This window comes from Mycobacterium neumannii, assembly GCF_002245615.1.
Lineage (GTDB): Bacteria > Actinomycetota > Actinomycetes > Mycobacteriales > Mycobacteriaceae > Mycobacterium > Mycobacterium neumannii_A.
Genome location: NZ_NKCO01000001.1, coordinates 368,554 through 391,654, shown reverse-complemented (window position 1 = coordinate 391,654; position 23,101 = coordinate 368,554). Strand labels below are relative to the sequence as shown.

Sequence of the window (23,101 nt, the reverse complement as noted above, 5' to 3'; positions counted from 1 at the left end):
GAACTCAGTCGGTACCGAGCGCCGCCAGAATCTGCTTGAAGTCCCGCTGCTGGCGTTGACTCAGATTCGCCATCAACTTGCGCTCGGCCGCGCGCACACCGGAATCGGTGCGTTTCAACAACTCCCGGCCCTCGCGCGTGAGCTGGGCGGGCAGCGACCGTCCCGACGACACGCTCGCGGGGCGGGAGACGAACCCGCGGTCCTCGAGGCCGCGCAGCACCATGTTCATCGCTTGCGGCGAGACGTTGAAGTCGCGGGCCAGTTCCGCATTGGACCGTCCCTCGTGCTGGGAAAGGATCCGCATGCACAGGTACTGGGGGAACGCGACGCCCAGCGGTTCGAGCACCGTCGTGGTGACCTCGCTGCGCAGCGCCTTGGCAACCCGGGACAGGAGCAAACCCAGCGGCTGATCCTCGAGCGGTCCATTCATGTCAACCATGTTGACATATATCAACCACATTGATATCAACGATGCATGACCGAACCAACGGGTGAGCTGTTCGAGAACGCATACAAGGGCGAGATGCCCGAGATGAGCGGCGGCAAGCCGCCGTGGAGCATCGGTGAGCCGCAGCCGGAGCTCATGCCCCTGATAGAAGAGGGCAGATTTCACGGCGATGTGCTCGACGCGGGGTGCGGTGAGGCCGCGCTGGCGATCCACCTCGCCGAACGGGGCTATACCACGGTGGGTCTGGACCAGTCGCCCACCGCGATCGAACTGGCCAGACAGGAGGCCGCCAAGCGCGGGCTGACCGACGCGACCTTCGACGTCGCCGATATCAGCGACTTCTCGGGCTACGACGGCCGGTTCGGCACGATCGTCGACTCGACGCTGTTCCACTCGATGCCCGTGGACCTGCGCGACGGCTATCAGCGTTCGATCGTGCGGGCGGCGGCACCCGGCGCGTCCTACTTCGTGTTGGTGTTCGACAGGGCGGGCATGCCCAACGGTCCGGCCAACCCCGTCACCGAAGACGAGCTGCGCGACGTCGTCTCCAAGTACTGGACGATCGACGAGATCAGACCGGCGCGCATACACGGCGTCTTCCCGGACGGATTCGAGGAGTTCTTTCCGGCGCTCGACATCCGCGACGAGCCGAAAGGCCGCAAATCGGTGCCCGCCTGGCTGCTGAGCGCCCACCTGCCCGACTGACCCGGCGAGTCGCGACCCACTGGCCGCCCTCGGGCCCGCCATGAGGCAGGATGAAGGGGATCTCAGCGAGGACCCGTAAGGAGTCGGATGGCGGATCCCAACGTCGCCGGTCAGGCAGCTCCGAACTCCGAAGTCGCCACCGGAGCGGCTCCGGATGCGAGCAAACCCGACGGAGCCGCCGCAGGTTCCATCCGTCCCATGTACACCCGCGTACTGCTCAAGCTGGGCGGCGAGATGTTCGGCGGTGGGGAAGTGGGCCTCGATCCCGACGTCGTCCACCTGGTGGCGCGCCAGATCGCCGAAGTGGTCCGCAGCGGCGTGCAGGTGGCCGTGGTCATCGGCGGCGGCAATTTCTTCCGCGGCGCACAACTGCAGCAGCGCGGCATGGAGCGCACCCGCAGCGACTACATGGGGATGCTCGGCACCGTCATGAACAGCCTGGCGCTGCAGGACTTCCTGGAGAAGGAAGGCATCGCGACCCGGGTGCAGACCGCCATCACGATGGGTCAGGTCGCCGAACCGTACATCCCGCTGCGCGCCGTGCGGCACCTCGAGAAGGGCCGCGTCGTCATCTTCGGAGCGGGCATGGGCCTGCCGTATTTCTCCACCGACACCACCGCCGCCCAGCGCGCGCTCGAGATCGGCGCCGAGGTGGTGCTGATGGCCAAGGCCGTCGACGGCGTCTTCACCGCCGACCCGCGCCAGCACCCCGACGCCGAACTGCTCACCGCGATCAGCCACCGCGAAGTCATCGACCGCGGCCTGAAGGTGGCCGACGCCACCGCGTTCAGCCTGTGTATGGACAACGGCATGCCGATCCTGGTGTTCAACCTGCTCACCGACGGCAATATCGCCCGGGCGGTCGCGGGTGAGAAGATCGGAACACTGGTCACCACCTGATCCGCCCGCGCCCGCAGCGAAGGTGCGCACTCAGACCGGTGACCGACGCGCACAGACGAAGGAGAAGGACCGTGATCGACGAAACCCTCTTCGATGCCGAGGAGAAGATGGAGAAGGCGGTGTCGGTCGCGCGCGATGACCTGTCGTCGATCCGCACCGGCCGCGCCAATCCCGGCATGTTCTCGCGTGTCAACGTCGACTACTACGGATCGCCGACACCGATCACCCAGCTGTCGAGCATCAACGTGCCCGAGGCGCGGATGGTGGTGATCAAGCCCTATGAGGCGGGCCAGTTGCGCAACATCGAGGATGCGATCCGCAACTCCGACCTCGGCGTGAACCCGACCAACGACGGCAACGTCATCCGCGTGGCGATCCCGCAGCTGACCGAGGAGCGACGCCGCGACCTGGTCAAGCAGGCCAAGGCGAAGGGCGAGGACGCCAAGGTCGCGGTGCGCAACATCCGCCGCAAGGCGATGGAGGAACTGCACCGCATCAAAAAAGACGGTGAGGCAGGCGAGGACGAGGTGTCGCGCGCGGAGAAGGACCTCGACAAGTCCACCGCCACCTACACCCACCAGATCGACGAGCTGGTCAAGCACAAAGAAGGCGAGCTGCTGGAGGTCTAATGACCGAACAGCAGAAGGGTCCCGTGGCAGAGACGCCGGTCGACGAACCGCCCAAGAAGAAGTCGCGGGCGGGCCGCGACCTGCCCGCCGCCATCGGAGTCGGCGTCCTGCTCGGCGCCATGGCGATCGGCATCCTGCTCTTCTGGCCGATCGGATGGCTGCCCGTGCTGGCGGTCTTCATCCCGATTGCCACCCACGAGATGATTCGCCGGCTGCGCGAGGCCGGATACGACCTTCCGGCGGTTCCGTTGCTGCTCGGCGGCCAGGCGATGATCTGGTTGAGCTGGCCGTTCGGGCCGGCCGGGGTGCTCGGGGCGTACGGCGGGACGGTCGTCGTCTGCATGGTGTGGCGGCTGGTCGGGCACGGCCTGCGCCACCAACCGGTCAACTACCTGCGCGACATCGCCGCCGCGGTGCTGCTGTCGACGTGGGTGCCGTTGTTCGCCAGCTTCAGCGCGCTGCTGATCTTCCAGGACCACGGCGGCGGCAGGGTGTTCACGGTGATCGCGACCGTCGTGTTCGCCGACATCGGCGGCTATGTGGCCGGGGTGCTGTTCGGCAAGCATCTGATGGCGCCTGCGATCAGCCCGAAGAAGTCGTGGGAGGGCCTTGGCGGGTCGCTGGTGTTCGGCACCGCCGCCGCCGTGCTCTCGGTGACGTTCCTAATGGACAAGCCCGCCTGGGTGGGTCTGCCCCTCGGGCTCATGCTGGTGATCACCGGCGTGCTCGGCGACCTGGTCGAGTCGCAGGTCAAACGCGACCTCGGAATCAAGGATATGGGCACGTTGCTGCCCGGCCACGGCGGCATCATGGACCGCATCGACGCGATGCTGCCGTCGGCCGTGGCGGGTTGGATCGTCCTGACGCTGTTGGCGTGACTGCCGCTGCGACTAGTGCAGTACGGGCGAATAGCTCTGGAAGCCGGGGCGCAGCGTCACCGCGTCGGCGTCGATGCGCGCGACATCGTGCCACAGCACCAGGCGGGTGCCGCGGTGCCGCCACCGCAGCAACGCGGCCAACGCGCGGGGCTTGTTGACTCCGGAGCGCTCGTAGCCGAGATACGACGAACGGGTGTGCGGGCTGACCACCAGGCCGAACAGTTGTGGTGTGCTGGACGCCGGGTCGCCGCCGTCGCGAAAATGCAGTCGGACATCGACCACGGTGCCCACCGACTGCGCGTCTGCGTCGCACACCGGCAGCCCGAGGATCTCACTCAGCTGCATGGCGTCCTCCAGGGATGTGGACGATCAGCCGTTCGCGTAACCACCTCTCGATCCAGGGCGGGTCCAAGTCGGTGTCGTCGATGTCGACCTGGATGACGGCATGGACTTCGGCGACGGCCCGCCAGGCGATCGACTGCATCCGCGAAACCGGAGGGCGGCCGCCGAAGATTCGGGTGATCAGCACGTCGCCGGTCAGGATCGCGCTTACAGTCGGCGGTGAAGCGCTCTTGTCGATATCGGCGCCGGCGGTGATGCCGTCGATTTCCAGATCGGCGACGATTCCGACTGGGGCACCGTCGCCGTCGACCAGTTGTCGGTCCAGCAACTGCAGTCGCGCGTCGAGCAGCCGTCCGCGGTGCGGTGCTTCAGGAAAGTCATATGAGCTCATTGGCCCGCTCCTGTGAGGATCATCAGCGGGATCGCGGCCAGTGAGGCGGCGAGGATGATGACCAGATACACCGATGCCAAGGCGTTGGTGACCCGGCCGTTCACGTGCTCACCCATGTACCCCGGGTCATTGGCCACGATCAGGATCGGCAGATACGTCAGCGGCAACGCGATAGCGGAGAACACCACCGAGAACTCGGTCACCTGGATCGGATCCACTCCGCTGAAAAGTACTGCGGTACAGACGATCAACGCCACGAGCATCACGACGTGAAAACGCGACGCCTCGGCCGGACGACGGAATTTGCCCCACGTCCAGCCGAAGAACTGGGCCAGGGTGTAGCCGGAGGACAACGTGGTCTCCAACGCGGCGCCGAAGGTGGCGGCGACGATACCGACGATGGCGAACGCCAGGGCGAGTTGGCCGCCTGCGGTCACGATCGGCATGACCACCTCCGACAGCGAGGTGACCTCGATCTGCGCGGGCAGCAGCACGATCGTCGCGCAGGCGGCGATCGCGACCGAGAGCACGCCGCCCAGCGGGAAACCGACCAGCACGTTGAGCCGTGAGGTACTGAGATCCTTGACGGTCCAACCTTCTTCCACTGCGCCGGAGGAGAAGAAGAACACTTCGTAGGGCGTCATCGCCGCTCCGAACAGCGCGACCGCGAAGTACCAGTAGGTGGCCGCCGATTCGCTCTCCGGGATGGTCGGGGCAGTGGCCTGGGAGGCCAGGTCGCCCCAGTCGGGTGACAGCAGGAACACCGCGACGGCGAAGACGATCAGCGCCAATCCGAGCATGCCGGCGAAGTTCTCCATATGGGAGAACTTCACCCGCCAGATGACGACCCAGACCGCGAACGCCGCTACCGGGAACCAGAGATTGGGGCCGACGTCGGTGGCCAGCTGCAAAGCCAGCGCGACACCGCCGATCTCGGCGGTGACGGTCATCAGGTTGATGAAAAACGAGGCGCTGAGATTGGCTGCGGCAGTGCGTGGCCCGAGCCGTTCACGGATGATCTCGAATGTGGCCCGCCCGCTGACCGCGGCCACCCGGCCGGACATCTGCGCGAAGAGGCAGATGCCGAGCACCCCGACAGGGACCACCCACGCGAGCGCGAGACCGAACCGCGAACCGACCACGGCATTGGTCACCAGGTCGCCGATGTCGAGGAAGCCGCCGATGGCGGTGAGGATGCCGAGGGCTACCGCGAAGATGCGTTTCATCGGTAGGTGGCCGTGAGGTGGTCGACGACATCGAGCATGGACCGACGCAGTTGCCGCGCGTCGGGTTGGCCGTCCACCGCGCGCACGGCGGCGTTGGCGGCGTTGAGCTGACCGATGAGGGTTGTCATCGTCTCGGTCAGTAGCGACTGCCGACGCAGATCCTGCGGATCTTCGGCTCTCAGCACCGCGATACCCGAATAGGACTGGGCGATCTGATCGCGCGCATCGCTGAGTTGCACCGCGGCCAGATTCCTCGTCGACCGGCGCTGGATCCAGAGATCGAGCGCTTGCGCGCCCGTGCGCGCCGCCGACTCCGTCTCCTCCTTTGCCGACGCAAGTTTCCCGGGCATACCGTCGCGATTGCTCGGGCAGCTGGTCAAGGCCAGCGCGAGGACACCGGCCAGTAGCACCAGCGCGAGCGCGACACGCACCGAGCCCCTGACATGCGCGCGACGAAGAGACTTCGCGGTCACGATTGTGCATTTTCCGCCGAAACGACAGCTTCTCCGCGGAATCCGGCCGTGTGTCGCGGCGTGAACCGTACGAGGACGGCGCGCGAACTCGGCGGACTCAGGCGTGGGACAGCGCGCCATCGGGTGTGCGCAGGATGTCGCGCAGGGACAGTAGGGACTCGGCCGCGGCGTCGAAGTCGGGCCGGGGTCCGCAGCGGGTCCAGATTTCGACGACAGATCCCGCGACCTGGCGGACCCGGACATTGCTGATCTGAGACAGCATGCGAAGGACGTCGAATGCCTGCTCGTCACTGAGGCCGAAGGTCTGCATCAGCATCCCTTTGGCTTGTTCGATCATGGGGAGACCGGCGAGCTTGTCCCGCAGCTGATCGATTTCGAGCCGCAGCCGTTCGGCCTCGGTGACAGGTGCAGCGACCGTCACGCGGGTGGCCTGGTCTTCGGCGGACCAGGTGAGGGTCATCGTTGCTCCTTTCGTTCTCGTAGCGCTCCGGCGAGGACGGAAGCTGTGTGACGCGGGGTGCAGTTCTCGGTCAGGTCGCGGATCTGTGTTCGGCAGCTGAATCCGTCGGCGAGCACCATCGTCTCGGGGTCCACGCCGCGCAGCGCGGGGAGCAGTTTGTCCTCGGCGCATGCCACCGATACGTTGTGATGTCCACGTTGGAAACCGAAATTCCCTGCAAGGCCGCAGCATCCGGCATCGAGCACTCGGGCGTCGACACCGGCGTCCTCGAGAACCGCCTTCTCCTCGGCGTAGTGCAGCACCGCGTGCTGATGACAGTGCGGCTGCACGACGGCGTGGCCGCCGATCCGCGGTGGTTCCCAGTCGTCCGCCCTGAGGTGCAGAAGTTCACCGATCGTGTACGTCTGCGCGGCGAGTCGGTGTGCATCCTCGTTGCCGCGCAACAGGTTCGTCGCATCGGAGCGGAACACCGCCGCGCAACTGGGTTCGAGAACGACGATCGGAGTACCGGTGCGCAGCGCGGGCCGAAGGGCTCGCAACGTCCTTGCCAGAACCTTTTTCGCGACACCGAGTTGGCCGGTCGAGATCCACGTGAGCCCACAACAGAGCGTGTTGCTGGGAACGGTGACGCTGAAGCCGGCCGATCGGAGCACCTTGACAGCGTCGCGGCCGATATCCGGATCGAAGTTGTTGGTGAAGGTGTCCGCGAACAGGATGACCGACTCGCGGCCTCCGGTCAGCAGCGGCTGATCGCGCCACCATCGGGTGAACCGTCGCGCCGCGAACCGCGGGAGGTCTCGATGCGAGTCGATCCCGCCGAGGACCTTGATCGCCCCGTCCAGGTGCGGTGTGTGTGTCAGGGCGTTGACGGCTCGCGGTGCGCCCGTGGCTATTCGGGCCCACAGCGGTATCCATCCCATGGTGTAGTGGGCCATGGGACGCAGGCGACGACGGTAGTGGTGAAAAAGGAACTCCGCCTTGTACGTTGCCATGTCGACGTTGACCGGGCAGTCGCTCAGGCAGCCCTTGCACGCCAGGCACAGATCGAGGGCGTCGCGGATCTCGGTCGACGCCCAGCCGTCGGTGATGACGTCTTGCTGCAGCATCTCGAACAGCAGCCGCGCCCGCCCGCGGGTCGAATGGTGCTCCTCCCCGGTGGCGCGGTAACTAGGACACATCACTCCGGACTCGTCACCGCGGCACTTCCCTACGCCGACGCACCGCGCCGCCGCATGCGAGAAGCGGTGCCCGTCTTCGGCGTAGGCGAACGCCGTCGCCGGCTCGATCGGTAGATATCCGGTACCGAACCGCAGGTTGTCGTCGAGACGGTATGGGTTGACGACCTTTCCCGGATTCATCCGGTTGTCGGGATCGAAGAGTGCCTTGGTCTTCTCGAACGCCCGAACGACGCGGTGGCCGAACATGATCGGCAACAGTTCGCCGCGTGACTGACCGTCGCCGTGTTCCCCGGACAGCGACCCGCCGTAATCGACGACGAGGTGGGCGGCGTCGTGGGCGAACCGACGGTATGCGGCGATGCCGTCGGAGGTGCGCAGGTCGAACGGGATCCGGGTGTGCACGCATCCTTGACCGAAATGCCCGTAGAGCGACGATGTTCCGTAGCCGTAGCGATCGAGCAGGGAATGAAAGTCGCGCAGGTAATCACCCAACCGGTGCGGCGGGACCGCCGCATCCTCCCATCCTTCGTGCGTCTCGGGGCCGACCGGTGGATAGGCCGTCGCGCCCAGCCCGGCTTCCCGGGCGGCCCACACCTGCTTCTTGTGTGCGGGATCGCTGAGGACCTTGGCGTCGCAGCCGGCCGCCGCCTGCACGGCCTCGATCATCGCCTTGGCGCGGTGATCGGCCTGATCCTGGTCCCCGCCGTCCATTTGCACCATGAGCCAACCGCCTCCGCGGGGCAGCTGGTGGAGGGCCTTTTCGGCCAACCGCCGTGAGTGCTCGAGTTCGACCAGCCGCTGATCGAGGCCTTCAAGCGCTGCCGGCTCGTGCTCGAGCACGGCCGGTACGGCGTCGGCGGCGGCGGCGATGTCGTCGAAGCCGAGTAGCGCCAGGGCGCTCGCCGCGGGCCGGCGAACCAGGTCGATCTCGGCGCACAGCACGGTGACAAGCGTGCTCTCGCTTCCGGCCAACCCCTTTGCGAGGTCAAAGCCGTTGTCGGGCAACAGGCTATCGAGGTTGTAGCCCGACACCCGGCGTGGAATGTGGGGGTAGCGCTCGCGAATGTCGTCCCCGAACTCGGTGACGATCGAGCGCAGCCCACCGTAGATTTCGGCGAGCCGTCCTCCCGAGGCGATGATTCGGTCGATGTCGCGGTCCTCGGTCGGGCCGATCCAGCGTTGGATGCCGTCGTAGGTCAGGATCTCCAGGGCGCGAACCGAGTCGACCATCTTTCCGTACGCCTGCGCGGTCGAGCCGCACGAATTGTTGCCGATCATTCCGCCGATCGTGCAACTGACATGCGTAGAGGGTTTCGGGCCCACCATCCATCCGGTGTCCGCCAGACGGTCGTTGAGAACGTCGAGCTTGATGCCGGGTTCGACGACCGCGGTGCCCCTGTCGACGTCGACCGTGCGGATGCGGGTGCAGTACTTGCTCCAGTCGAGCACCACGGCGGCATTGCAGCACTGACCGGCCAAGCTGGTGCCGCCGCCGCGGGAGAGGACTGGGACGTCGTTGTCGCGACATACCGCGATGGCTTCGACCGCATCGTCCGGCGTATCCGGCACGACCACGCCGATCGGGACCTGGCGGTAGTTCGATGCGTCGGTGGAGTAGGCCGCTCGCGAGCCGGGGTCGAACCGGACCTCACCCGCCATGCGGCGATTCAGCTCGGCGGCGAGCTTGGAATAGATCAGTGAGGAAGTGCTCATGTGGCAGTGTCTCTTTCAGCCGACGCGATAGGGCTCGAGGTCCAGGCTGCGTACGGTCAGCCCGTGCCCAGGACTGTCCGGGTCGGGGCGGATAACCCCGTCGGTCGGCGGTGTCGCGCCATCGAAGTAACGGGTCTCGATACGGGCGTGATCGTGAAACCATTCGAGGTGGCGGAGATTGCGTGTCGCGGCGCCGACCGCGGCGTGCAGCCACGGCGCGCAGTGTGCGGAGACTCACAGATGGTGTGCGGCGGCGAGCGCGGCCACCTGCTGCCAACCGGTGATGCCGCCGCACCGCGATGCGTCAATCTGCAGGCAATCGACCGCGGAACACAGCGGGACGAAATCGGCCAGCCGGTGGCCGTATTCGCCCGCCGTGACATCGGCGCCGACCGCGTCGCGTACGGCTCGCAGGCCGGAGAGGTCGTCGGATGAGACCGGCTCTTCCAGCCAGGTGATGGCGAGGTCGGCAACCTCGGACATCACCCGGACGGCCTGTTTGGCGGTGTAGCCACCGTTTGCGTCGACCATCAGTGCGGTTTCGTCGCCGATCGCGGCCCGGGCCTGCCGCATCCGCGACACGTCGCGTCTGGTGCGTGTGCCCCACGACTGCCCGATCTTGATCTTTACGCGGGTGATGCCGTGGTCACGCACCCAGCCGAGCAGTTGGTCCCCCATCTGGTGGGGGCCGTAGGTGGTGAACCCGCCACTGCCGTAGACGGGGACGCTGTCGCGCACGGCGCCGAGGAGCCGGTGTAGCGGCATGCCTAGAACCCGGGCTTTGAGGTCCCACAGCGCCACGTCGACCGCGGAGAGCGCCTGTCCCGCAATGCCGCTGCGCCCGAAGTTCCGCACGGCCTTGGCCATGGCGTCGAACGCCGCCGCGCCGTCGAGCGCGTCCCGCCCGACAACGTGAGTGACGAGGCTTCGGGTGATGACGTCGGCGCAAGCCGGATGCCCGTACGTCCACCCCGTTCCGGTGATGTCGCCGCAGTCGGCGTTGACCACCACCAGCGTGGTGTGATCCCAGGCCAGTGTCCCGTCGGCCTCCGGCGCTTCGGTGGGGATGCGGTACGCCGTGACGCGCAGCGCATCGACGGTGGCGGCGGGAATTCCGGTGCGGACAGCGTCGTCGGTGATCATGAGCGTGTGTGCGGCATGAACTCTTGCGCCTTGGTTTTGATGCCTTCCTTGATGAAGCTGCGACTGTCCTCATCACCCTTGAGCACTGCGGTGGCGGTGGCTTTGGCTTGTTCGAAGGTGGCGTGTGGCGGAATGGGTGGCATGTTGGGGTCGGTGTGCACGTCGAGCACCGTCGGCCGGTCGGCCGAGAGCGCGGAACGCCACGCGTCGGCGAGCCCGTCGGGGTCACGCACGGTGTGTGCCTGAAGTCCAAGGCTGGCGGCGAAGCCGGCGTAGTCAACATCCGGAAGAGTCTGTGACGCCGCGAATTTCGGTGATCCGTTCATCGCACGCATCTCCCAGGTCACCTGGTTGAGGTCGTTGTTGTGCAGGACCGCCACGATCAGGCGGCGGTCCGACCACTGCTGGTGGTAGTGCTTGATCGTGATGAGTTCGGCCATACCGTTCATCTGCATGGCACCGTCGCCGACGAGGGCGATGACGGGCCGGTCCGGGTGGGCGAACTTGGCGCCGATGGCGTACGGAATCCCCGGGCCCATGGTCGCCAGCGTTCCGGACAGCGAACCGCGCACGCCCGGCCCGAAGCGCAGCTGCCGGGCATACCAGTTGGCGGCGGATCCGGAATCGGCGGTGACGATCGCGTTGCCGGGCAGCTGCGCGGAGAGTTCGGAGAAGAGCCGCAGCGGGTTGACACGGTCGGTACTGACGGCGGCCTCCTTGGCCATGGTCTCCCACCAGCGGCTGACGTTCGATTCGACCGTGGACCGCCACGATCTGTCGGATTTGTATTGCAGATGCGGAATGAGACCGCGCAGAGCGGATTTCGCATCGGCCACCAGGTTCACGTCGTAGGGGTAGCGCATTCCGATCATGGTGGGATCGATGTCGATCTGCACGCTGCGGGTCTGTCCGAAGTCGGGAAGGAACTGGGTGTAGGGGAAGCTCGATCCGATCGTGAGCAGCGTGTCGCAGTCACGCATCAACTCGTAGCTGGGCCGGGTGCCCAGCAGGCCGATCGCACCGGTCACCCATGGCAGTTCGTCGGACAGCACGTCCTTGCCCAACAGGGCCTTGGCAGCTCCGGCGCCGAGCAGCTCAGCGGTCTCGGCCAGTTCGGCCGCAGCGCCTCTGGCGCCGTTGCCGACCAACATCGCGACTTTGGTTCCGGCATTGAGGATCTCGGCGGCCCGCGCGATGGCCGCGTCATCGGCGTTTACCGCCGGCCAGTCGACACCCAGACTTGACGGCACCATCTTGAAGGCGTGTCGGGGTGGGCGGTAGGGGAGCTCCTGCACGTCGGCCGGAATGATCAAGGCCGTGGGGCACCGCCTCGCCACCGCGGTGCGGATCGCCCGGTCGAGGACATTGGGAAGCTGCTCGGGCACGGTCACCATCTGCACGTAGTCGGCGGCGACGTCCTTATAGAGGCTCAGCAGGTCGATCTCCTGTTGATAGGACCCGCCCATCGCGCTGCGATTGGTCTGTCCGACGATGGCCACCACCGGTACGTGGTCGAGTTTGGCGTCGTAGAGGCCGTTGAGCAGATGTACCGCCCCGGGGCCTGACGTCGCCATGCAGACGCCGAATGTCGCGCCGCCGAACTTGGCGTAGCCGACCGCCTCGAACGCGCTCATCTCTTCGTGGCGGGACTGCACGAACTGAGGATCGTCGTCGGCGCGGCCCCAGGCTGCCAGGATCGCGTTGATCCCATCACCCGGATATGCGAATACGCGGCGAACACCCCAGGCGCGTAACCGTTCGAGCAAGTAATCAGCGACGGTTTGGTCGGGCATGACTGCTCCTTGTCGGTCGGGTTCGCGGACGGAGGCGTTATCTCCGTCCTACGCTTTCATTTGCTGTACAGCAACTATTGCTTCCTGAAAATTAATTGAGACTTCGTCGCCGGCCGGTCGATCCGGTTGTCGCGGATCTGTGTCGGTATCGCCACACCTTCCCCTCCACGGCGTCCGAACACAGCCACATGAGCAGGCCCAGGTTGTAGGCGCCGAGCAGGCCGGAGAGCAGGATGTCGCCGAACTCGAACCCCAGCGCTCCGGAGGCGTCGTGTACGGCCGCCACGGAGGTGACGATGACCATCGTCATGCCGCCCACGACACCGATCGCGCTCAGGGCCACCGCCGTGCCGCGTCGAAACGCCGCCACCACGGCCAGCACACCGAACACCGCCAGGACGACGCATTCGACGGGGGAGATGTGCAGCCCGAATACGGATATTCCGGTCCCCGAACGGGATCCGCCGCCGAGGTGACCTATGGCGGCGGCGCTTCCGGCGGCGGCGCACGCCACCCCCTCGGCGACGAGCAACCACCGGCCGCTCCGATACCGCGACCGGTTCAGGCTGACCTCGACCAACTGCGTTCGCGGAGCGGTCATCGTCGGCAGTTGCTGTGCGGAGGTGCGTGGGGTGGGGGCATCGTCGTCTCCCTTCACTGTCGTGCCGTCGAGTGGGGATGCTGTTGCCGGTGGTGTCCGGACGTCATGGTGTGGTGCCCGCTGAGTTGTCGGGCGCTGTTGATCAACCCGACGAGGCTGAAGGCCTGTGGTGTGTTACCCAGCTGGCGCCCGGCTTTCGGGTCGTACTCCTCGCTGAGCAGCCCCACGTCGTTGCGGAGTCCCAGCAGTCGCTCGAAGAGCGCGGTGGCTTCGTCGGAGCGGCCGATGCCGCACAGCGCGTCGACGAGCCAGAAGCTGCATGCTAGGAAACTGCCTTCACGGCCCGGGAGGCCATCGTCGCTTCGTTCGGGAAGGTAGCGCAAAAGCAGGCCGTCACAGCAGAGTTCCTTCTGGACCGCCACGACGGTGCCGACGATGCGCGGGTCGTCATAGGGCAGGAAGCCGACCCGCGGGAGCAGCAGCAGTGCCGCGTCGAGGTGGTCGGAGCCGTAGGACTGGGTGAAGCTACGGCGGTGCGGGTTGTATCCGTGCTCGCAGACGTCGGCGTGGATTTCGTCGCGCAGGGCTCGCCATCTCGACAGCGGGCCCTCCAGCTGATGGTTCTCGACGGTGCGTACCGCACGATCGACCCCGGCCCATGCCATGACCTTCGAATGCACGAAATGCCTTGCGGGCCCGCGAATCTCCCAGAGGCTGTAGTCGCACCGTTGCCAATCGCCCTCGAGAAAGTCGAGAAGTGCGCGCTGGACGTCCCAGGCGATGTCGTCGGTCGGCAGCCCGCTGTCCCTGGCCAGGTGCAGACCGTCGAGCACCTCGCCCCACACGTCGAGTTGGAATTGGGCCGCGGCGGCGTTGCCGATCCGCACCGGGTTCGAGTTCTCGTAACCGGCCAGCCAGGGGAGTTCGAACTCGGGTAGCCGCCGCCGCCCGTCGGCGCCGTACATGATCTGCAGATCGGCGGGGTCGCCGGCCACCGCGCGCACCAACCATTCCCTCCAGGCCCGCGCCTCGTCAACAAATCCGGTGCCGAGCAGCGCCTGCAGGGTGAAGGTGGCGTCGCGTAGCCAGCAGTAGCGGTAATCCCAGTTGCGCGGCCCACCGAGTTGCTCGGGCAATGACGTGGTGGCGGCGGCGAGGATGCCGCCGGTGGGAGCGAAAGTCAGGGCCTTGAGCAACATCAACGCCCGACGCACCTCCGGTTGCCACGATCCGGTGTAGTTGCATTGGGCCACCCATGCGCTCCACCAGCGTTCGGTCTCCGACAGCGCCTGCTCGGCGTCGACGGGCGGGGGTGCGGCCAGATGAGAGAGCTGATACGTCAGGACGAACGGTATGCGCCGGCCCTCGGTGACGGTGAACTCCGCCACGGTGGTGAGCTCGCGACCGTGCGTGTCGACGGGCGTGCGCAACCACACCGCGTCCGGGCCGGCGATCGCCGACAGCCCGCCGTCGCTGCGGCGCACCCAGGGTACGACGTGGCCGTAGTCGAAGCGTAGGCACAGCGACATCGCCATCGAGACCGTGCCGCGCACGCCCTCGACGATGCGGACGACGTCGGCGGCCACGCCGCGCGGTGGCATGAAATCGATGAGCCGGACAGTTCCGTCCCCGGTGTCCCATTCGGTTTCGAGGATCAACGCGTCGTCGCGGTAGCGCCGGCGCGTCGCCGCCTCGCCGCCCGCCGGCGCCATCAGCCAGGTACCCGCCTCGGCCCCGCCGAGCAGCGCCGCAAAGCAGGCCGGCGAGTCGAAGTGTGGCAGACACAACCAGTCGATGGCTCCGCTGCGATCCACCAGGGCTGCGGTTTGCAGATCCCCGATCAGCGCGTAGTCCTCGATCGCGGCCATGTCAGCTCGCGTCGTCGAGGGTGATGACCACCTTCACGTCGTCGGGTCGGGCGGTGAAGGCGTCGGCGGCGCGGTGCAGCGGCACTCGCCGGGTGATCAGGCTGGCCAGCCAATCCTTATCGGTTTTGGCCAACGCCTCGGCGGCCTGCCGATAGTGGCGCAGGTTGGCGTTGACCGATCCGATGACCGCATCGTTTTCGAGCACCAACTCGCGGTTGACGGCACCCGCGTCGATCTTGAGGCTTCGTCCGGCCGGTGAGACTCCGGTCAGGCAGACGATGCCGTATGTCGAGGTGTTGGCGATGGCGCCGAAGACGACCGGTCCGGCTCCGGTCGCCTCGATCACCACGTCCGGCTGCAGCCGGGATGCGACGTCGTCGATGTCGTCGTGGTGATACGTCGCGCCCAGTGCCGCGGCGATCCCGGGTTTGGGTCCGTCGGTGACGCGGTCGAGGATATGGGTGTCAAGGCCGGACTGCACAGACAGCAGGGCTGCCAGCAGCCCGATCGGACCGGCGCCGGTGATCAGCGCCCGTTCGGGTTCGAAGTAGGCCCGCTGGCCCACCCGCCGAACCTGCTCCCACGCTTTGGCCACCACCGTGGTGGGCTCCATAAGCATTCCGACGTCTCGCAGGCCCTCGTCGATGCGCATCGCGTAATCAGTTTTGACGCACCATCTTTGGCTGCCGTAACCGTCGATCGCCTTGATCCCGCGTTCGGTGTAGCGACCATTGCGGCACATGTCGAATTCGCCATGGGCGCAGGCCCGGCACGGCATTGGGTCGGGCCTGCGCACCACGCCGACCACCAGGTCGCCGGGGGTGAACGACGCGCCGGGCGGGGCGGTCGCCACCCGGCCGAGGGACTCATGTCCGATGATCAACTTGTCCCGACCAGGCGGGGCCCAGCCGTACCGTCCGGCCGCAATCTCCTTGTCGGTCCCGCACACACCGATGGCCAGGCCGTCGACCAGTAGTTCGTCCGAGCCTGGGGTGGGTTCGTCGACATCGTCCACGGCAAGTGTGTCCGCCTTTCCAGGCTGAACGGTCAATGCCTGCATACGGTTGAGACTTGCCGTTGAGCAGTAATTGCAAACAGCGAATAATTGCGGTTTGATAAATATTCTTGAACCTGGAATGAGGTGGACATGGCCGGTCGCGGCGCTGGTGTGACCAACGAGCAGGTGGAGTCGGTGATGAGGGCGTCACGGGCTCTGGTCGCTATCACCGCAGCGTCGATCTCGACCGTCGACGACGTGGTGACCGTGCCTCAGCTGCGGGTGATGATGATGATCGCGACCCGCGGCGCCGTCAATCTCGCCGCGGTGGCGGCGGGTCTGCAGGTCAGCGCGTCAAACGCCAGCCGAATCTGTGATCGGCTGCTCAAGATCGGAATGGTCGACCGCAGGGACGATCCCGCCGACCGGCGCAACATCGCGTTGACGCTCACCTCCGACGGGCAGGTGCTGATCGATCGCGTCATCCATCACCGCCGCATCGCGATCCGTCGGATCCTGCGGGAGATGCCCGCGGCCCAACGTGAAACGCTGGTAGTGGCGTTGGACGCCTTCGCCACCGTCGCCGGTGAACCACGGGAGGAGCACCGGCACGCCCTGATCTGAGGCTTGCCCGCTCGGCCGGCCGGGCCTCGGCGCGGATGTGACGACCGCGCGCGGCGCTTGGATTTATCCGACGTCAGAAGTGGGATACTGGTCGCAGCTCATGCCCACTTCGCTACCTCTCGTCTTCGACCCGCCGCGCCGCGCCATGCCGCCGCGGCATTTCGCCGACCTCGACGACGCGGGTCGTGCCGCGGCCGTCGCTGAACTCGGGCTGCCGGCGTTTCGTGCCAAACAGCTGGCCAACCAGTACTACGGCAGGCTGATCGCCGACCCCCACCAGATGACCGACCTGCCCGCGGGTGTGCGCGACCAGGTGGCGGGCGCGCTGTTCCCCACGCTTCTCGATGCGGTGCGCGAGATCGAGACCGATGCGGGTGAGACGCGCAAGATGCTGTGGCGCGCGGTCGACGGCACCACGTTCGAGTCGGTGCTGATGCGCTACCCGCAACGCAACACGGTCTGCATCTCGTCGCAGGCCGGATGTGGGATGGCCTGCCCGTTCTGCGCGACGGGCCAGGGCGGGCTCAAGCGCAACCTGTCGACGGCGGAGATCCTCGAACAGGTACGGGCGGCCGCGGTGGAACTGCGTGACCGCGACGGCGACGGAATCACACCTGTGGCGCGAGGCGGGCGGCTGTCCAACATCGTGTTCATGGGCATGGGGGAGCCACTTGCCAACTACAACCGGGTGCTGGCCGCGGTGCGACGGATCGTCGACCCGGCCCCCAACGGTTTCGGGATCTCGGCCCGGTCGGTCACGGTGTCGACGGTCGGCTTAGCGCCCGCCATCCGCAAGCTCGCCGACGAACGGCTCGGAGTCACGCTGGCGTTGTCGCTGCACGCCCCGGACGACGAACTGCGCGACACCCTCGTGCCGGTGAACAACCGGTGGAAGGTGTCCGAGGCGCTCGACGCTGCGCGCTACTACGCCGACGTGACCGGCCGCCGCGTGTCAATCGAGTACGCGTTGATCCGCGATGTGAACGACCAGCCTTGGCGGGCAGACCTTTTGGGCAAGCGGCTGCACGGCGTGCTCGGCCCGCTCGCGCATGTCAACGTCATCCCGCTGAACCCGACGCCGGGCAGCGAGTGGGATGCCAGCCCCAAACCGGCCGAACGCGAATTCGTCCGGCGGGTCCGCGAGCGCGGCGTGTCCTGCACTGTGCGCGACACGCGAGGGCGCGAAATCGCCGCCGCCTGTGGGCAGTTGGCGGCCCAGAGCTGAGTTCTTCCCGTCGAGACCGACGTAATGGCGGGTTTCGCTCGGACTTTTCCGCCAAAACGTCGGTCTGGGCGTTACTGAGCGGGGGGATTGGTGAACCAGACGTTCTCCTCGACCAGCCGACGGCTGCGCCAACCGTCGGGGGTGCGCACGAGTTCGTGGTGGTAGTACCCGCCGCAGAAGCTGGGCTCGGTCATGCCGGGCAACTGCATCGGGTTGTAGAACATCGCCCTGACCCGTGCGGTGTCACCCTCGGGCCCGGTGCCGATGTCGGCCTCGATGTTGGTGATGTGGTGCAAACTCCACGCGATCACCCCGAAGTTCGCCGCGAACCAGTCCACCACCTCGTCGCGGCTTCCGACCACGGCCCCCGCCGACGAGTAGTCGATGTGGGCGTCGTCGGTGAACACCGAGCGGTACAGTTCCCAGTCCTTGGTGTCGACTGCGCGGGCGTAGCGGTGCAGCAGTGCGGCGATGTCGAGTTCGTCGCGGATCCGCCGATCGTCCATCGTTGCCTGATTCACGGTTCGACCGTGTCGGGCATGCCGATGGTCTTGGCTTCCAGGTATTCCTTGTAGCCCTCTTCGCCGTTGCGGTAACCCAGCCCGGACTGTTTGGTGCCGCCGAACGGGCTGTTGATGCCGAAGTGGCTCTTGCTGTTGATCGTCACGTTGCCGGTGCGCATGCGGCAGGCCACCGCGAACGCGCGATCGAGGTCGGCGCCGGACACCTCACCGGAGAGCCCGTAGATCGTGTTGTTGGCGATCGCGACCGCCTCGTCGTCGGTGTCGTACGGGGTGACCGTCAGCACAGGGCCGAAGATCTCTTCCTGAGCCACTTCGGAATTCGGGTCGACATCGGCCAACAGCGTCGGCTGGGTGTAGTAGCCGGTCGGCAGGTTCTCCGGGATTCCGCCGCCGGTGACCAGCCGCGCACCGGAGTCGATACCGCTCTTGATCAGGCCAAGCACCTTCTGGCGCTGGGTCTCGCTGATCTGCGGGCCCTGCATGTTGCCCGGTGTCCACGGGTCGCCGACCGGGAAGCCCTCCATCATCGTCTTGAGGATCTCGATGCCCTCGTCGTAGCGACTGCGCGGCAACAGGATCCGGCTCGGCAGGATGCAGGACTGCCCGCTCATCACGCACGCCATCATCGCCGCCATCGACAACGCCGAGTTGAAGTCGGCATCGTCGAGCACGATGTGGGCCGACTTGCCGCCCAACTCGAGCAGCGTCTTCTTCACCGTCGGCGCGCCTGCGGCCAGGATGGCCCGCCCGGTGGCCGTCGATCCGGTGAACGTGATCATGTCGACCCTCGGATCGGCCGACAGCGCGGCGCCGACCTCGTTGGCGTTGGACACCACCACGTTGAACACGCCGGCCGGGATGTCGGTCTCCTCAGCGACGATGCGGCCGTACTCGCTGCCCGACCACGGCGTCAGCTGCGCGGGTTTGAGGACGACGGTGTTACCGGCCATCAGCGCGGGCACGGTCTCGGCGACGTTGAGGTAGAACGGCACGTTCCACGGGGTGATCGCGCCGACTACACCGACCGGCTCGTAGTGGATCTTGCGGCGGGCCGGCCCCAACGGTGTCTCGTGCACACCGTTGTCGACCAGGTAGTCGAAGTTCTTCCCGTGCTCGGCCCAGTGCTTGACTTCGTCGATCGGGCTCTCGATCTGGCTGCCGCTCACCGACACCGGGCAGCCGACCTCGGTGATCAGGATCCGGCGCAGCCGTTCCTTGTTGCGTTCGAAGGCCTCGTGCAGCTGCGTCAGGCAGTGGTAGCGGAAGTCCAGATCACGCGACCAGTCTGTTTCGTCGAAGGCGCGGCGCGCCGCGCCGACCGCGCGGGCCATGTCCTCGACGGTGCCGTCGGTCGCCCGGCCTGCGACCTGTTCACTGGCGGGGTGGATGACATCGAACGTCGCGCCACTGGCCGTGGTCAGCATTTCGCCGTCGATCAACATCCGCTCGTCGCCGGCCAGCACGCCGGTGTCAGTCTCAACCTGGGTCATGCGGACAGCTTTACAAATTTTTGCGCGAGTGTCAGCTTTTCGCGAGAGCCGGACGGCTAACCCTGTGGCTTGATCCCGGTGGCGTGCCGCAGTTGTGCCAGGAACTGGTCGTCGTCGTCACTGCGGACGATGTAGTGCGAGATGGCCACGCGAATTGCGGTGGCCGCCTTGACCGCTGCGTTCGGGCCGCTCAGCAGTTTCTGCAGCCGCGCCCGCATGACCGGGATGATCTTCGTGAGCTGCGGGATGACGACCTCGGGTTCGATGTCGACCACGCGAACACCGGAGTACGAGTGCTGGTATTCGACGATGAACTGGAGCGCGGCGTCGAGCTTCTCGGTGCCCCGCAGGCCGGCCGTCGCCTTGCTGATGCCGTTGTCGAACAGGTCGCGCTCGAAGATGCCGAACGCGTCGAGCAGTTCACCTTTGGAGGCGAACCAGCGGTAGAGCGTCGGGCGGGACACGCCGGCCTGCAGCGCGACCTCCGAGAGGCTGAGCTTGGTCTGACCGCTTCGGGCCAGGACCTCCGAGGTCGCGACGAGAATCCGGTGCCGCGTCGAGATGTCCTCGGGTCCGAGTGCGTCGCGCAGCGCTTCGTTCACGGGGCAAGCCTAGATCGTTCTTCACATCGACTTCTGGAGTACGGCGACAGTGTCGAGATCTTCTAGCGCCGCGATGCCGCGGCGCAGGCCCTCCAGGGCGATGCCCTCGGCCTGCATGCCTCCCATCCCGGCGGTGATCAGCGCGGCGACGTAGGCATACAGGGCGCCCTGGCGGTACCGCTCCCACAGCTCGTCGCGGTCCAACTCCGGTCCGCCGCATGCGGTGAGCGCTTGGCGGTAGACGTCGAGCAGGTCGCGTTGATGCGCCTGGCGATCGGCGGGCGTCATGCTGGTGACCAGCGTGTACGCCAGCTCACGGTTGGGATGCCCTCGCCGGACGGCTTGCCAGTCCAGTAGCCCGGCCTCGCCGTTGCGGAAGTACACGTTGCCCGGATGCGCGTCGCCGTGCATCACGGTGTGGGGCGGCTCGTCGATGAGCCGGGCCACGGCACGGTAGTTCTCGTCGATGAAGCGGCCGGCGCCGACCGCGATATCGGTGCGCTCGGCAATGCGGCGCGCCGACATCTTCAGCAGCGGTCCGGTGAGCAAGGACGCGGTATCGCCCGATGCGGTGTAGAGCCAGTCGGGCACCCGGTTCCAGAAGGTCGCGTGCAGCCTGGCGAGCAGCTCTACGATCTTGCCGGTCCGGTCGGCGCTGATCGGATGCAAGGTGTCGGGAAACTCGCATTCGTCGGCCGACAGATCCTCCAGCACGAGAAGGTAGCGACCCGTCACCGAGTCGAACGCCGAGCCGTGACACGTCGGGACGCCGGTGAGCCGCGGGGACAGTTCGCGGTAGAAGCGGGTTTCGGTCGCGCCCAGCCGCCCCATCTCGCCCATCAGGCGGGTGGCGACGGTCTCGGCCGCCAGCTTGACGAACACAGTCGGCGGGACGTCGTCGCCGCTCAGGGCGAGGCGTGCGCGCGACGAGGTGCCGGCGTCGCCGCCCAGCACCGACACCGCGGCCACAGGGCGGCCGATGATCCGCGACATGGCGGGCGCGTCCAGTTCGGACACGGACCGCGGAAGTGGGCGGAGACGGCCGAACGCGGCGTCGGTGGCGATACGTTGTATCCCGCGGCCCACATGTGCGGCCAGGCCGAGCACCGGCGCAGCGTGCTTCACCACGCTAGTTTACAAATTCGGGAATACATGTAAAGAAGGTGTCGATGGCGGGTCCGCTCGAGGGAGTACGGGTGGTCGAACTCGGCGTGTGGGTCGCCGGGCCGGCGGCTGCCGGGATACTCGCCGATTGGGGCGCCGACGTCGTCAAGATCGAACCGCCGACCGGCGATCCGGCGCGGTTGTTCGGCAAGATGCTCGGTGTCGACGGCGACGTGAGCCCGCCGTTCGAGATGGACAACCGCGGTAAGCGCAGCATCGTGCTCGACATGACGACCGCCGACGGCCGCGCTACGGCCCGCGAATTGATCGAGGGCGCAGACGTTTTCGTGACCAATGTCCGGCCCGGCGCGCTCGCGCGCATGGGACTGGACTTCGCGGCTCTCGCCGCGCACAATCCGCAACTTGTCTACGGGTTGATCGCCGGCTACGGCGAGAACGGGCCGGACGCGGACCGGGCGGCCTACGACGTCGCCGCGTTCTGGGCGCGAGCGGGCCTGGCGCACCTGCTGACCCGTCCCGGCCAGACCCCGCCGTTCCAACGCGGCGGCATGGGCGACCACGCGGCGGGGATGACGCTGGCCGCCGGGGTCTGCGCCGCGTTGGTGGCGCGGGGCCGCACCGGGAAGGGGCAGTTGGTCAGCACCTCGCTGTACCGCCAGGGGGCCTACACGGTGAGCTTCGACCTCAATACCTTTCTGCTGACCGGGAATTCGATCGCGATCGGGCAGCGGGAGACGATGGGCAACCCCTGCATGAACAACTACGCGGCCGGTGACGGGCGCCGCTTTTGGATCGTCGGACTGGAGGCCGGCAGGCACTGGCCGCCGTTGTGTCGCGCGGTCGGGCGCCCACAGTGGCTGACCGATCCCCGGTTCGACACCCCGCGGGCGCGCGCCGTCAACGCGGTCGAACTCGTCGCCGAACTCGACGAGATCTTCGCCTCGAAAACCCTCGCCGAATGGGGGGAGGTCTTCGCCGCCGAACCGGACTTCTTCTGGTCGCCGATCAACTCGCTGGAGGACATCGTGGCCGACGAGCAGTTTCACGCCGCCGGCGGCATCGTCTACGTGCCCGACGGCGAAGGCGCAGCGCCGATGGTCGCCTCGCCGGCCGACTTCTCGGGCACGCCGTGGGAGCCCCGTTGGGCCGCACCGCGCTTGGGCCAGCACACCGACGAGATCGTCGCTGAGCTCAAGACGTCGGGTGCTTGACCCGCACCGCGTGGCGTAGCTGCGCGAGGAAGTCGGCGTCGTCGTCGCTGCGCACCAGATAGTGCGACACCGCGACCCGCACCGCCGTCGCCACGGCAAGACCGGGATCGGGTCCGGTGGCCAGCCGTTCCAGGCGCTGGCGCATCAACGGAATCACCCGGGAGAGCCGTTTGATCACCTGCTCGGGTTCGATGTCGATCATCCGCAGACCCGGATATGACTGCTGGTAGTCGACGATCACCCGCAGCGCCGCGTCGAGCCGTTCGCTGGGAGGCAGGCCCGCCGTCGCCTCGGCCACCGCACGTTCGTAGTACTGGCGTTCCCACACCACGAACGCGTCGAGCAGGTCACGCTTGGAGGCGAACCAACGGTAGAGAGTGGGACGGGAGACCTGCGCCTGCAGTGCGACCTCGGAGAGGCTGAGCTTGGTCATGCCGTGGCGGCCCAGTACTTCCGCGGTCGCGGCGAGGATGCGTTCGCGCGTCGAAGAGTCTGCGTCGGCTACCGGCACCGTCATAGCTTTACAAACTTTTGACGAAGTGTCACGCTGAATCG

General features: G+C 66.8%; 23 protein-coding genes and 1 pseudogene. 7 read left to right on the top strand and 17 right to left on the bottom strand.

The window, feature by feature from the left end:
• Positions 1–4: 4 nt before the first annotated feature.
• Positions 5–439: a MarR family transcriptional regulator gene (locus CEX88_RS02045; protein ID WP_094292299.1), complete on the bottom strand. Its 435-nt coding sequence runs from the start codon at positions 437–439 to the stop codon at positions 5–7.
• A gap of 36 nt (positions 440–475) precedes the next feature.
• Here CEX88_RS02045 and CEX88_RS02040 point away from each other — a divergent pair, with 36 nt between their 5' ends.
• From CEX88_RS02040 to CEX88_RS02025, 4 genes are all read left to right on the top strand, one after another.
• Positions 476–1,153 carry a class I SAM-dependent methyltransferase gene (locus CEX88_RS02040; RefSeq protein WP_094292197.1) on the top strand — a complete coding sequence of 226 codons (678 nt, stop codon included), beginning with the start codon at positions 476–478 and terminating at the stop codon, positions 1,151–1,153.
• Positions 1,154–1,351: 198 nt separating this feature from the next.
• Positions 1,352–2,053: a UMP kinase gene (pyrH, locus tag CEX88_RS02035; RefSeq protein ID WP_238381930.1), complete on the top strand. Its 702-nt coding sequence runs from the start codon at positions 1,352–1,354 to the stop codon at positions 2,051–2,053.
• Positions 2,054–2,124: 71 nt separating this feature from the next.
• A complete protein-coding gene (gene frr, locus CEX88_RS02030) occupies positions 2,125–2,682 on the top strand; it encodes a ribosome recycling factor (RefSeq protein WP_064398771.1) in 558 nt (185 codons plus the stop codon).
• A complete protein-coding gene (locus tag CEX88_RS02025; protein WP_094292195.1) occupies positions 2,682–3,560 on the top strand; it encodes a phosphatidate cytidylyltransferase in 879 nt (292 codons plus the stop codon). Before frr ends, CEX88_RS02025 begins: the two co-directional genes overlap by 1 nt.
• A 12-nt stretch (positions 3,561–3,572) precedes the next feature.
• Here CEX88_RS02025 and CEX88_RS02020 read toward each other — a convergent pair whose 3' ends face one another.
• The 11 genes and pseudogenes from CEX88_RS02020 to CEX88_RS01970 all read right to left on the bottom strand — a co-directional run bounded on the left by CEX88_RS02020 (position 3,573) and on the right by CEX88_RS01970 (position 15,763).
• Positions 3,573–3,905 carry a PRC-barrel domain-containing protein gene (locus CEX88_RS02020; protein ID WP_094292194.1) on the bottom strand — a complete coding sequence of 111 codons (333 nt, stop codon included), beginning with the start codon at positions 3,903–3,905 and terminating at the stop codon, positions 3,573–3,575.
• Positions 3,892–4,293 carry a hypothetical protein gene (locus tag CEX88_RS02015; RefSeq protein WP_094292193.1) on the bottom strand — a complete coding sequence of 134 codons (402 nt, stop codon included), beginning with the start codon at positions 4,291–4,293 and terminating at the stop codon, positions 3,892–3,894. Before CEX88_RS02015 ends, CEX88_RS02020 begins: the two co-directional genes overlap by 14 nt.
• Complete coding sequence (locus CEX88_RS02010; RefSeq protein ID WP_094292192.1) at positions 4,290–5,519, bottom strand: NRAMP family divalent metal transporter; 1,230 nt, start codon at positions 5,517–5,519, stop codon at positions 4,290–4,292. Before CEX88_RS02010 ends, CEX88_RS02015 begins: the two co-directional genes overlap by 4 nt.
• Positions 5,516–5,992 carry a hypothetical protein gene (locus CEX88_RS02005; protein WP_126315876.1) on the bottom strand — a complete coding sequence of 159 codons (477 nt, stop codon included), beginning with the start codon at positions 5,990–5,992 and terminating at the stop codon, positions 5,516–5,518. Before CEX88_RS02005 ends, CEX88_RS02010 begins: the two co-directional genes overlap by 4 nt.
• A gap of 97 nt (positions 5,993–6,089) precedes the next feature.
• Positions 6,090–6,452 (bottom strand): ANTAR domain-containing protein, encoded by a 363-nt coding sequence (locus CEX88_RS02000; protein ID WP_094292190.1) that lies wholly within the window; start codon positions 6,450–6,452, stop codon positions 6,090–6,092.
• Complete coding sequence (locus CEX88_RS01995; protein ID WP_094292189.1) at positions 6,449–9,343, bottom strand: FAD-binding and (Fe-S)-binding domain-containing protein; 2,895 nt, start codon at positions 9,341–9,343, stop codon at positions 6,449–6,451. The genes CEX88_RS02000 and CEX88_RS01995 overlap by 4 nt, the downstream gene beginning before the upstream one ends.
• A gap of 15 nt (positions 9,344–9,358) precedes the next feature.
• Positions 9,359–10,486, bottom strand: a pseudogene (locus CEX88_RS01990) (enolase C-terminal domain-like protein).
• Positions 10,483–12,279, bottom strand: coding sequence for a thiamine pyrophosphate-requiring protein (locus CEX88_RS01985; RefSeq protein WP_066843124.1), 1,797 nt, complete (start codon positions 12,277–12,279; stop codon positions 10,483–10,485). Before CEX88_RS01985 ends, CEX88_RS01990 begins: the two are co-directional and overlap by 4 nt.
• A 91-nt stretch (positions 12,280–12,370) precedes the next feature.
• A complete protein-coding gene (locus tag CEX88_RS01980) occupies positions 12,371–12,937 on the bottom strand; it encodes a hypothetical protein (RefSeq protein ID WP_066843122.1) in 567 nt (188 codons plus the stop codon).
• Entirely contained in the window at positions 12,934–14,748 is a 1,815-nt protein-coding gene (locus CEX88_RS01975) for a glycoside hydrolase family 15 protein (protein ID WP_094292188.1), read from the bottom strand. Before CEX88_RS01975 ends, CEX88_RS01980 begins: the two co-directional genes overlap by 4 nt.
• A 1-nt stretch (position 14,749) precedes the next feature.
• Positions 14,750–15,763: a glucose 1-dehydrogenase gene (locus CEX88_RS01970; protein ID WP_231987696.1), complete on the bottom strand. Its 1,014-nt coding sequence runs from the start codon at positions 15,761–15,763 to the stop codon at positions 14,750–14,752.
• A 132-nt stretch (positions 15,764–15,895) separates the two neighbouring features.
• Between CEX88_RS01970 and CEX88_RS01965 the strand changes: the two genes are divergently transcribed.
• Positions 15,896–16,369, top strand: a complete 474-nt coding sequence (locus CEX88_RS01965; RefSeq protein ID WP_066843167.1) for a MarR family winged helix-turn-helix transcriptional regulator — start codon at positions 15,896–15,898, stop codon at positions 16,367–16,369.
• A gap of 100 nt (positions 16,370–16,469) precedes the next feature.
• Positions 16,470–17,594: a dual-specificity RNA methyltransferase RlmN gene (rlmN, locus tag CEX88_RS01960; RefSeq protein WP_094292298.1), complete on the top strand. Its 1,125-nt coding sequence runs from the start codon at positions 16,470–16,472 to the stop codon at positions 17,592–17,594.
• A gap of 71 nt (positions 17,595–17,665) precedes the next feature.
• On the opposite strand, the gene CEX88_RS01955 is transcribed toward rlmN, so the two are convergent.
• Genes CEX88_RS01955 through CEX88_RS01940 form a run of 4 tightly spaced genes read right to left on the bottom strand, consistent with a single transcriptional unit; the run spans position 17,666 to position 21,335 of the window.
• Complete coding sequence (locus CEX88_RS01955; RefSeq protein WP_066843162.1) at positions 17,666–18,100, bottom strand: nuclear transport factor 2 family protein; 435 nt, start codon at positions 18,098–18,100, stop codon at positions 17,666–17,668.
• An 11-nt stretch (positions 18,101–18,111) separates the two neighbouring features.
• Positions 18,112–19,608, bottom strand: coding sequence for an aldehyde dehydrogenase family protein (locus tag CEX88_RS01950; RefSeq protein ID WP_094292187.1), 1,497 nt, complete (start codon positions 19,606–19,608; stop codon positions 18,112–18,114).
• 56 nt (positions 19,609–19,664) lie between these two features.
• Entirely contained in the window at positions 19,665–20,210 is a 546-nt protein-coding gene (locus tag CEX88_RS01945) for a TetR/AcrR family transcriptional regulator (protein WP_066843115.1), read from the bottom strand.
• A 21-nt stretch (positions 20,211–20,231) separates the two neighbouring features.
• Complete coding sequence (locus CEX88_RS01940) at positions 20,232–21,335, bottom strand: phosphotransferase (RefSeq protein WP_066843113.1); 1,104 nt, start codon at positions 21,333–21,335, stop codon at positions 20,232–20,234.
• Positions 21,336–21,379: 44 nt separating this feature from the next.
• Between CEX88_RS01940 and CEX88_RS01935 the strand changes: the two genes are divergently transcribed.
• Complete coding sequence (locus CEX88_RS01935) at positions 21,380–22,546, top strand: CaiB/BaiF CoA transferase family protein (protein ID WP_094292297.1); 1,167 nt, start codon at positions 21,380–21,382, stop codon at positions 22,544–22,546.
• Here the strand turns inward: CEX88_RS01935 and CEX88_RS01930 are convergent.
• Entirely contained in the window at positions 22,527–23,063 is a 537-nt protein-coding gene (locus CEX88_RS01930; protein WP_064394586.1) for a TetR/AcrR family transcriptional regulator, read from the bottom strand. The genes CEX88_RS01935 and CEX88_RS01930 overlap by 20 nt on opposite strands.
• Positions 23,064–23,101: the final 38 nt, after the last annotated feature.

Excerpts from the sequence above, each read along its gene's own strand:
- CEX88_RS02040 (WP_094292197.1), top strand. The coding sequence starts at position 476 with ATGACCGAACCAACGGGTGAGCTGTTCGAGAACGCATACAAGGGCGAG.
- CEX88_RS01995 (WP_094292189.1), bottom strand. The coding sequence starts at position 9,343 with ATGAGCACTTCCTCACTGATCTATTCCAAGCTCGCCGCCGAGCTGAAT.
- CEX88_RS02015 (WP_094292193.1), bottom strand. The coding sequence starts at position 4,293 with ATGAGCTCATATGACTTTCCTGAAGCACCGCACCGCGGACGGCTGCTC.
- CEX88_RS02020 (WP_094292194.1), bottom strand. The coding sequence starts at position 3,905 with ATGCAGCTGAGTGAGATCCTCGGGCTGCCGGTGTGCGACGCAGACGCG.
- CEX88_RS02025 (WP_094292195.1), top strand. The coding sequence starts at position 2,682 with ATGACCGAACAGCAGAAGGGTCCCGTGGCAGAGACGCCGGTCGACGAA.
- CEX88_RS02010 (WP_094292192.1), bottom strand. The coding sequence starts at position 5,519 with ATGAAACGCATCTTCGCGGTAGCCCTCGGCATCCTCACCGCCATCGGC.
- rlmN (WP_094292298.1), top strand. The coding sequence starts at position 16,470 with ATGCCCACTTCGCTACCTCTCGTCTTCGACCCGCCGCGCCGCGCCATG.
- CEX88_RS01930 (WP_064394586.1), bottom strand. The coding sequence starts at position 23,063 with ATGACGGTGCCGGTAGCCGACGCAGACTCTTCGACGCGCGAACGCATC.
- CEX88_RS01965 (WP_066843167.1), top strand. The coding sequence starts at position 15,896 with ATGGCCGGTCGCGGCGCTGGTGTGACCAACGAGCAGGTGGAGTCGGTG.
- CEX88_RS01950 (WP_094292187.1), bottom strand. The coding sequence starts at position 19,608 with ATGACCCAGGTTGAGACTGACACCGGCGTGCTGGCCGGCGACGAGCGG.
- CEX88_RS02045 (WP_094292299.1), bottom strand. The coding sequence starts at position 439 with ATGGTTGACATGAATGGACCGCTCGAGGATCAGCCGCTGGGTTTGCTC.
- CEX88_RS01975 (WP_094292188.1), bottom strand. The coding sequence starts at position 14,748 with ATGGCCGCGATCGAGGACTACGCGCTGATCGGGGATCTGCAAACCGCA.
- pyrH (WP_238381930.1), top strand. The coding sequence starts at position 1,352 with ATGTACACCCGCGTACTGCTCAAGCTGGGCGGCGAGATGTTCGGCGGT.
- CEX88_RS02000 (WP_094292190.1), bottom strand. The coding sequence starts at position 6,452 with ATGACCCTCACCTGGTCCGCCGAAGACCAGGCCACCCGCGTGACGGTC.
- CEX88_RS01985 (WP_066843124.1), bottom strand. The coding sequence starts at position 12,279 with ATGCCCGACCAAACCGTCGCTGATTACTTGCTCGAACGGTTACGCGCC.
- CEX88_RS01935 (WP_094292297.1), top strand. The coding sequence starts at position 21,380 with ATGGCGGGTCCGCTCGAGGGAGTACGGGTGGTCGAACTCGGCGTGTGG.
- CEX88_RS01955 (WP_066843162.1), bottom strand. The coding sequence starts at position 18,100 with ATGGACGATCGGCGGATCCGCGACGAACTCGACATCGCCGCACTGCTG.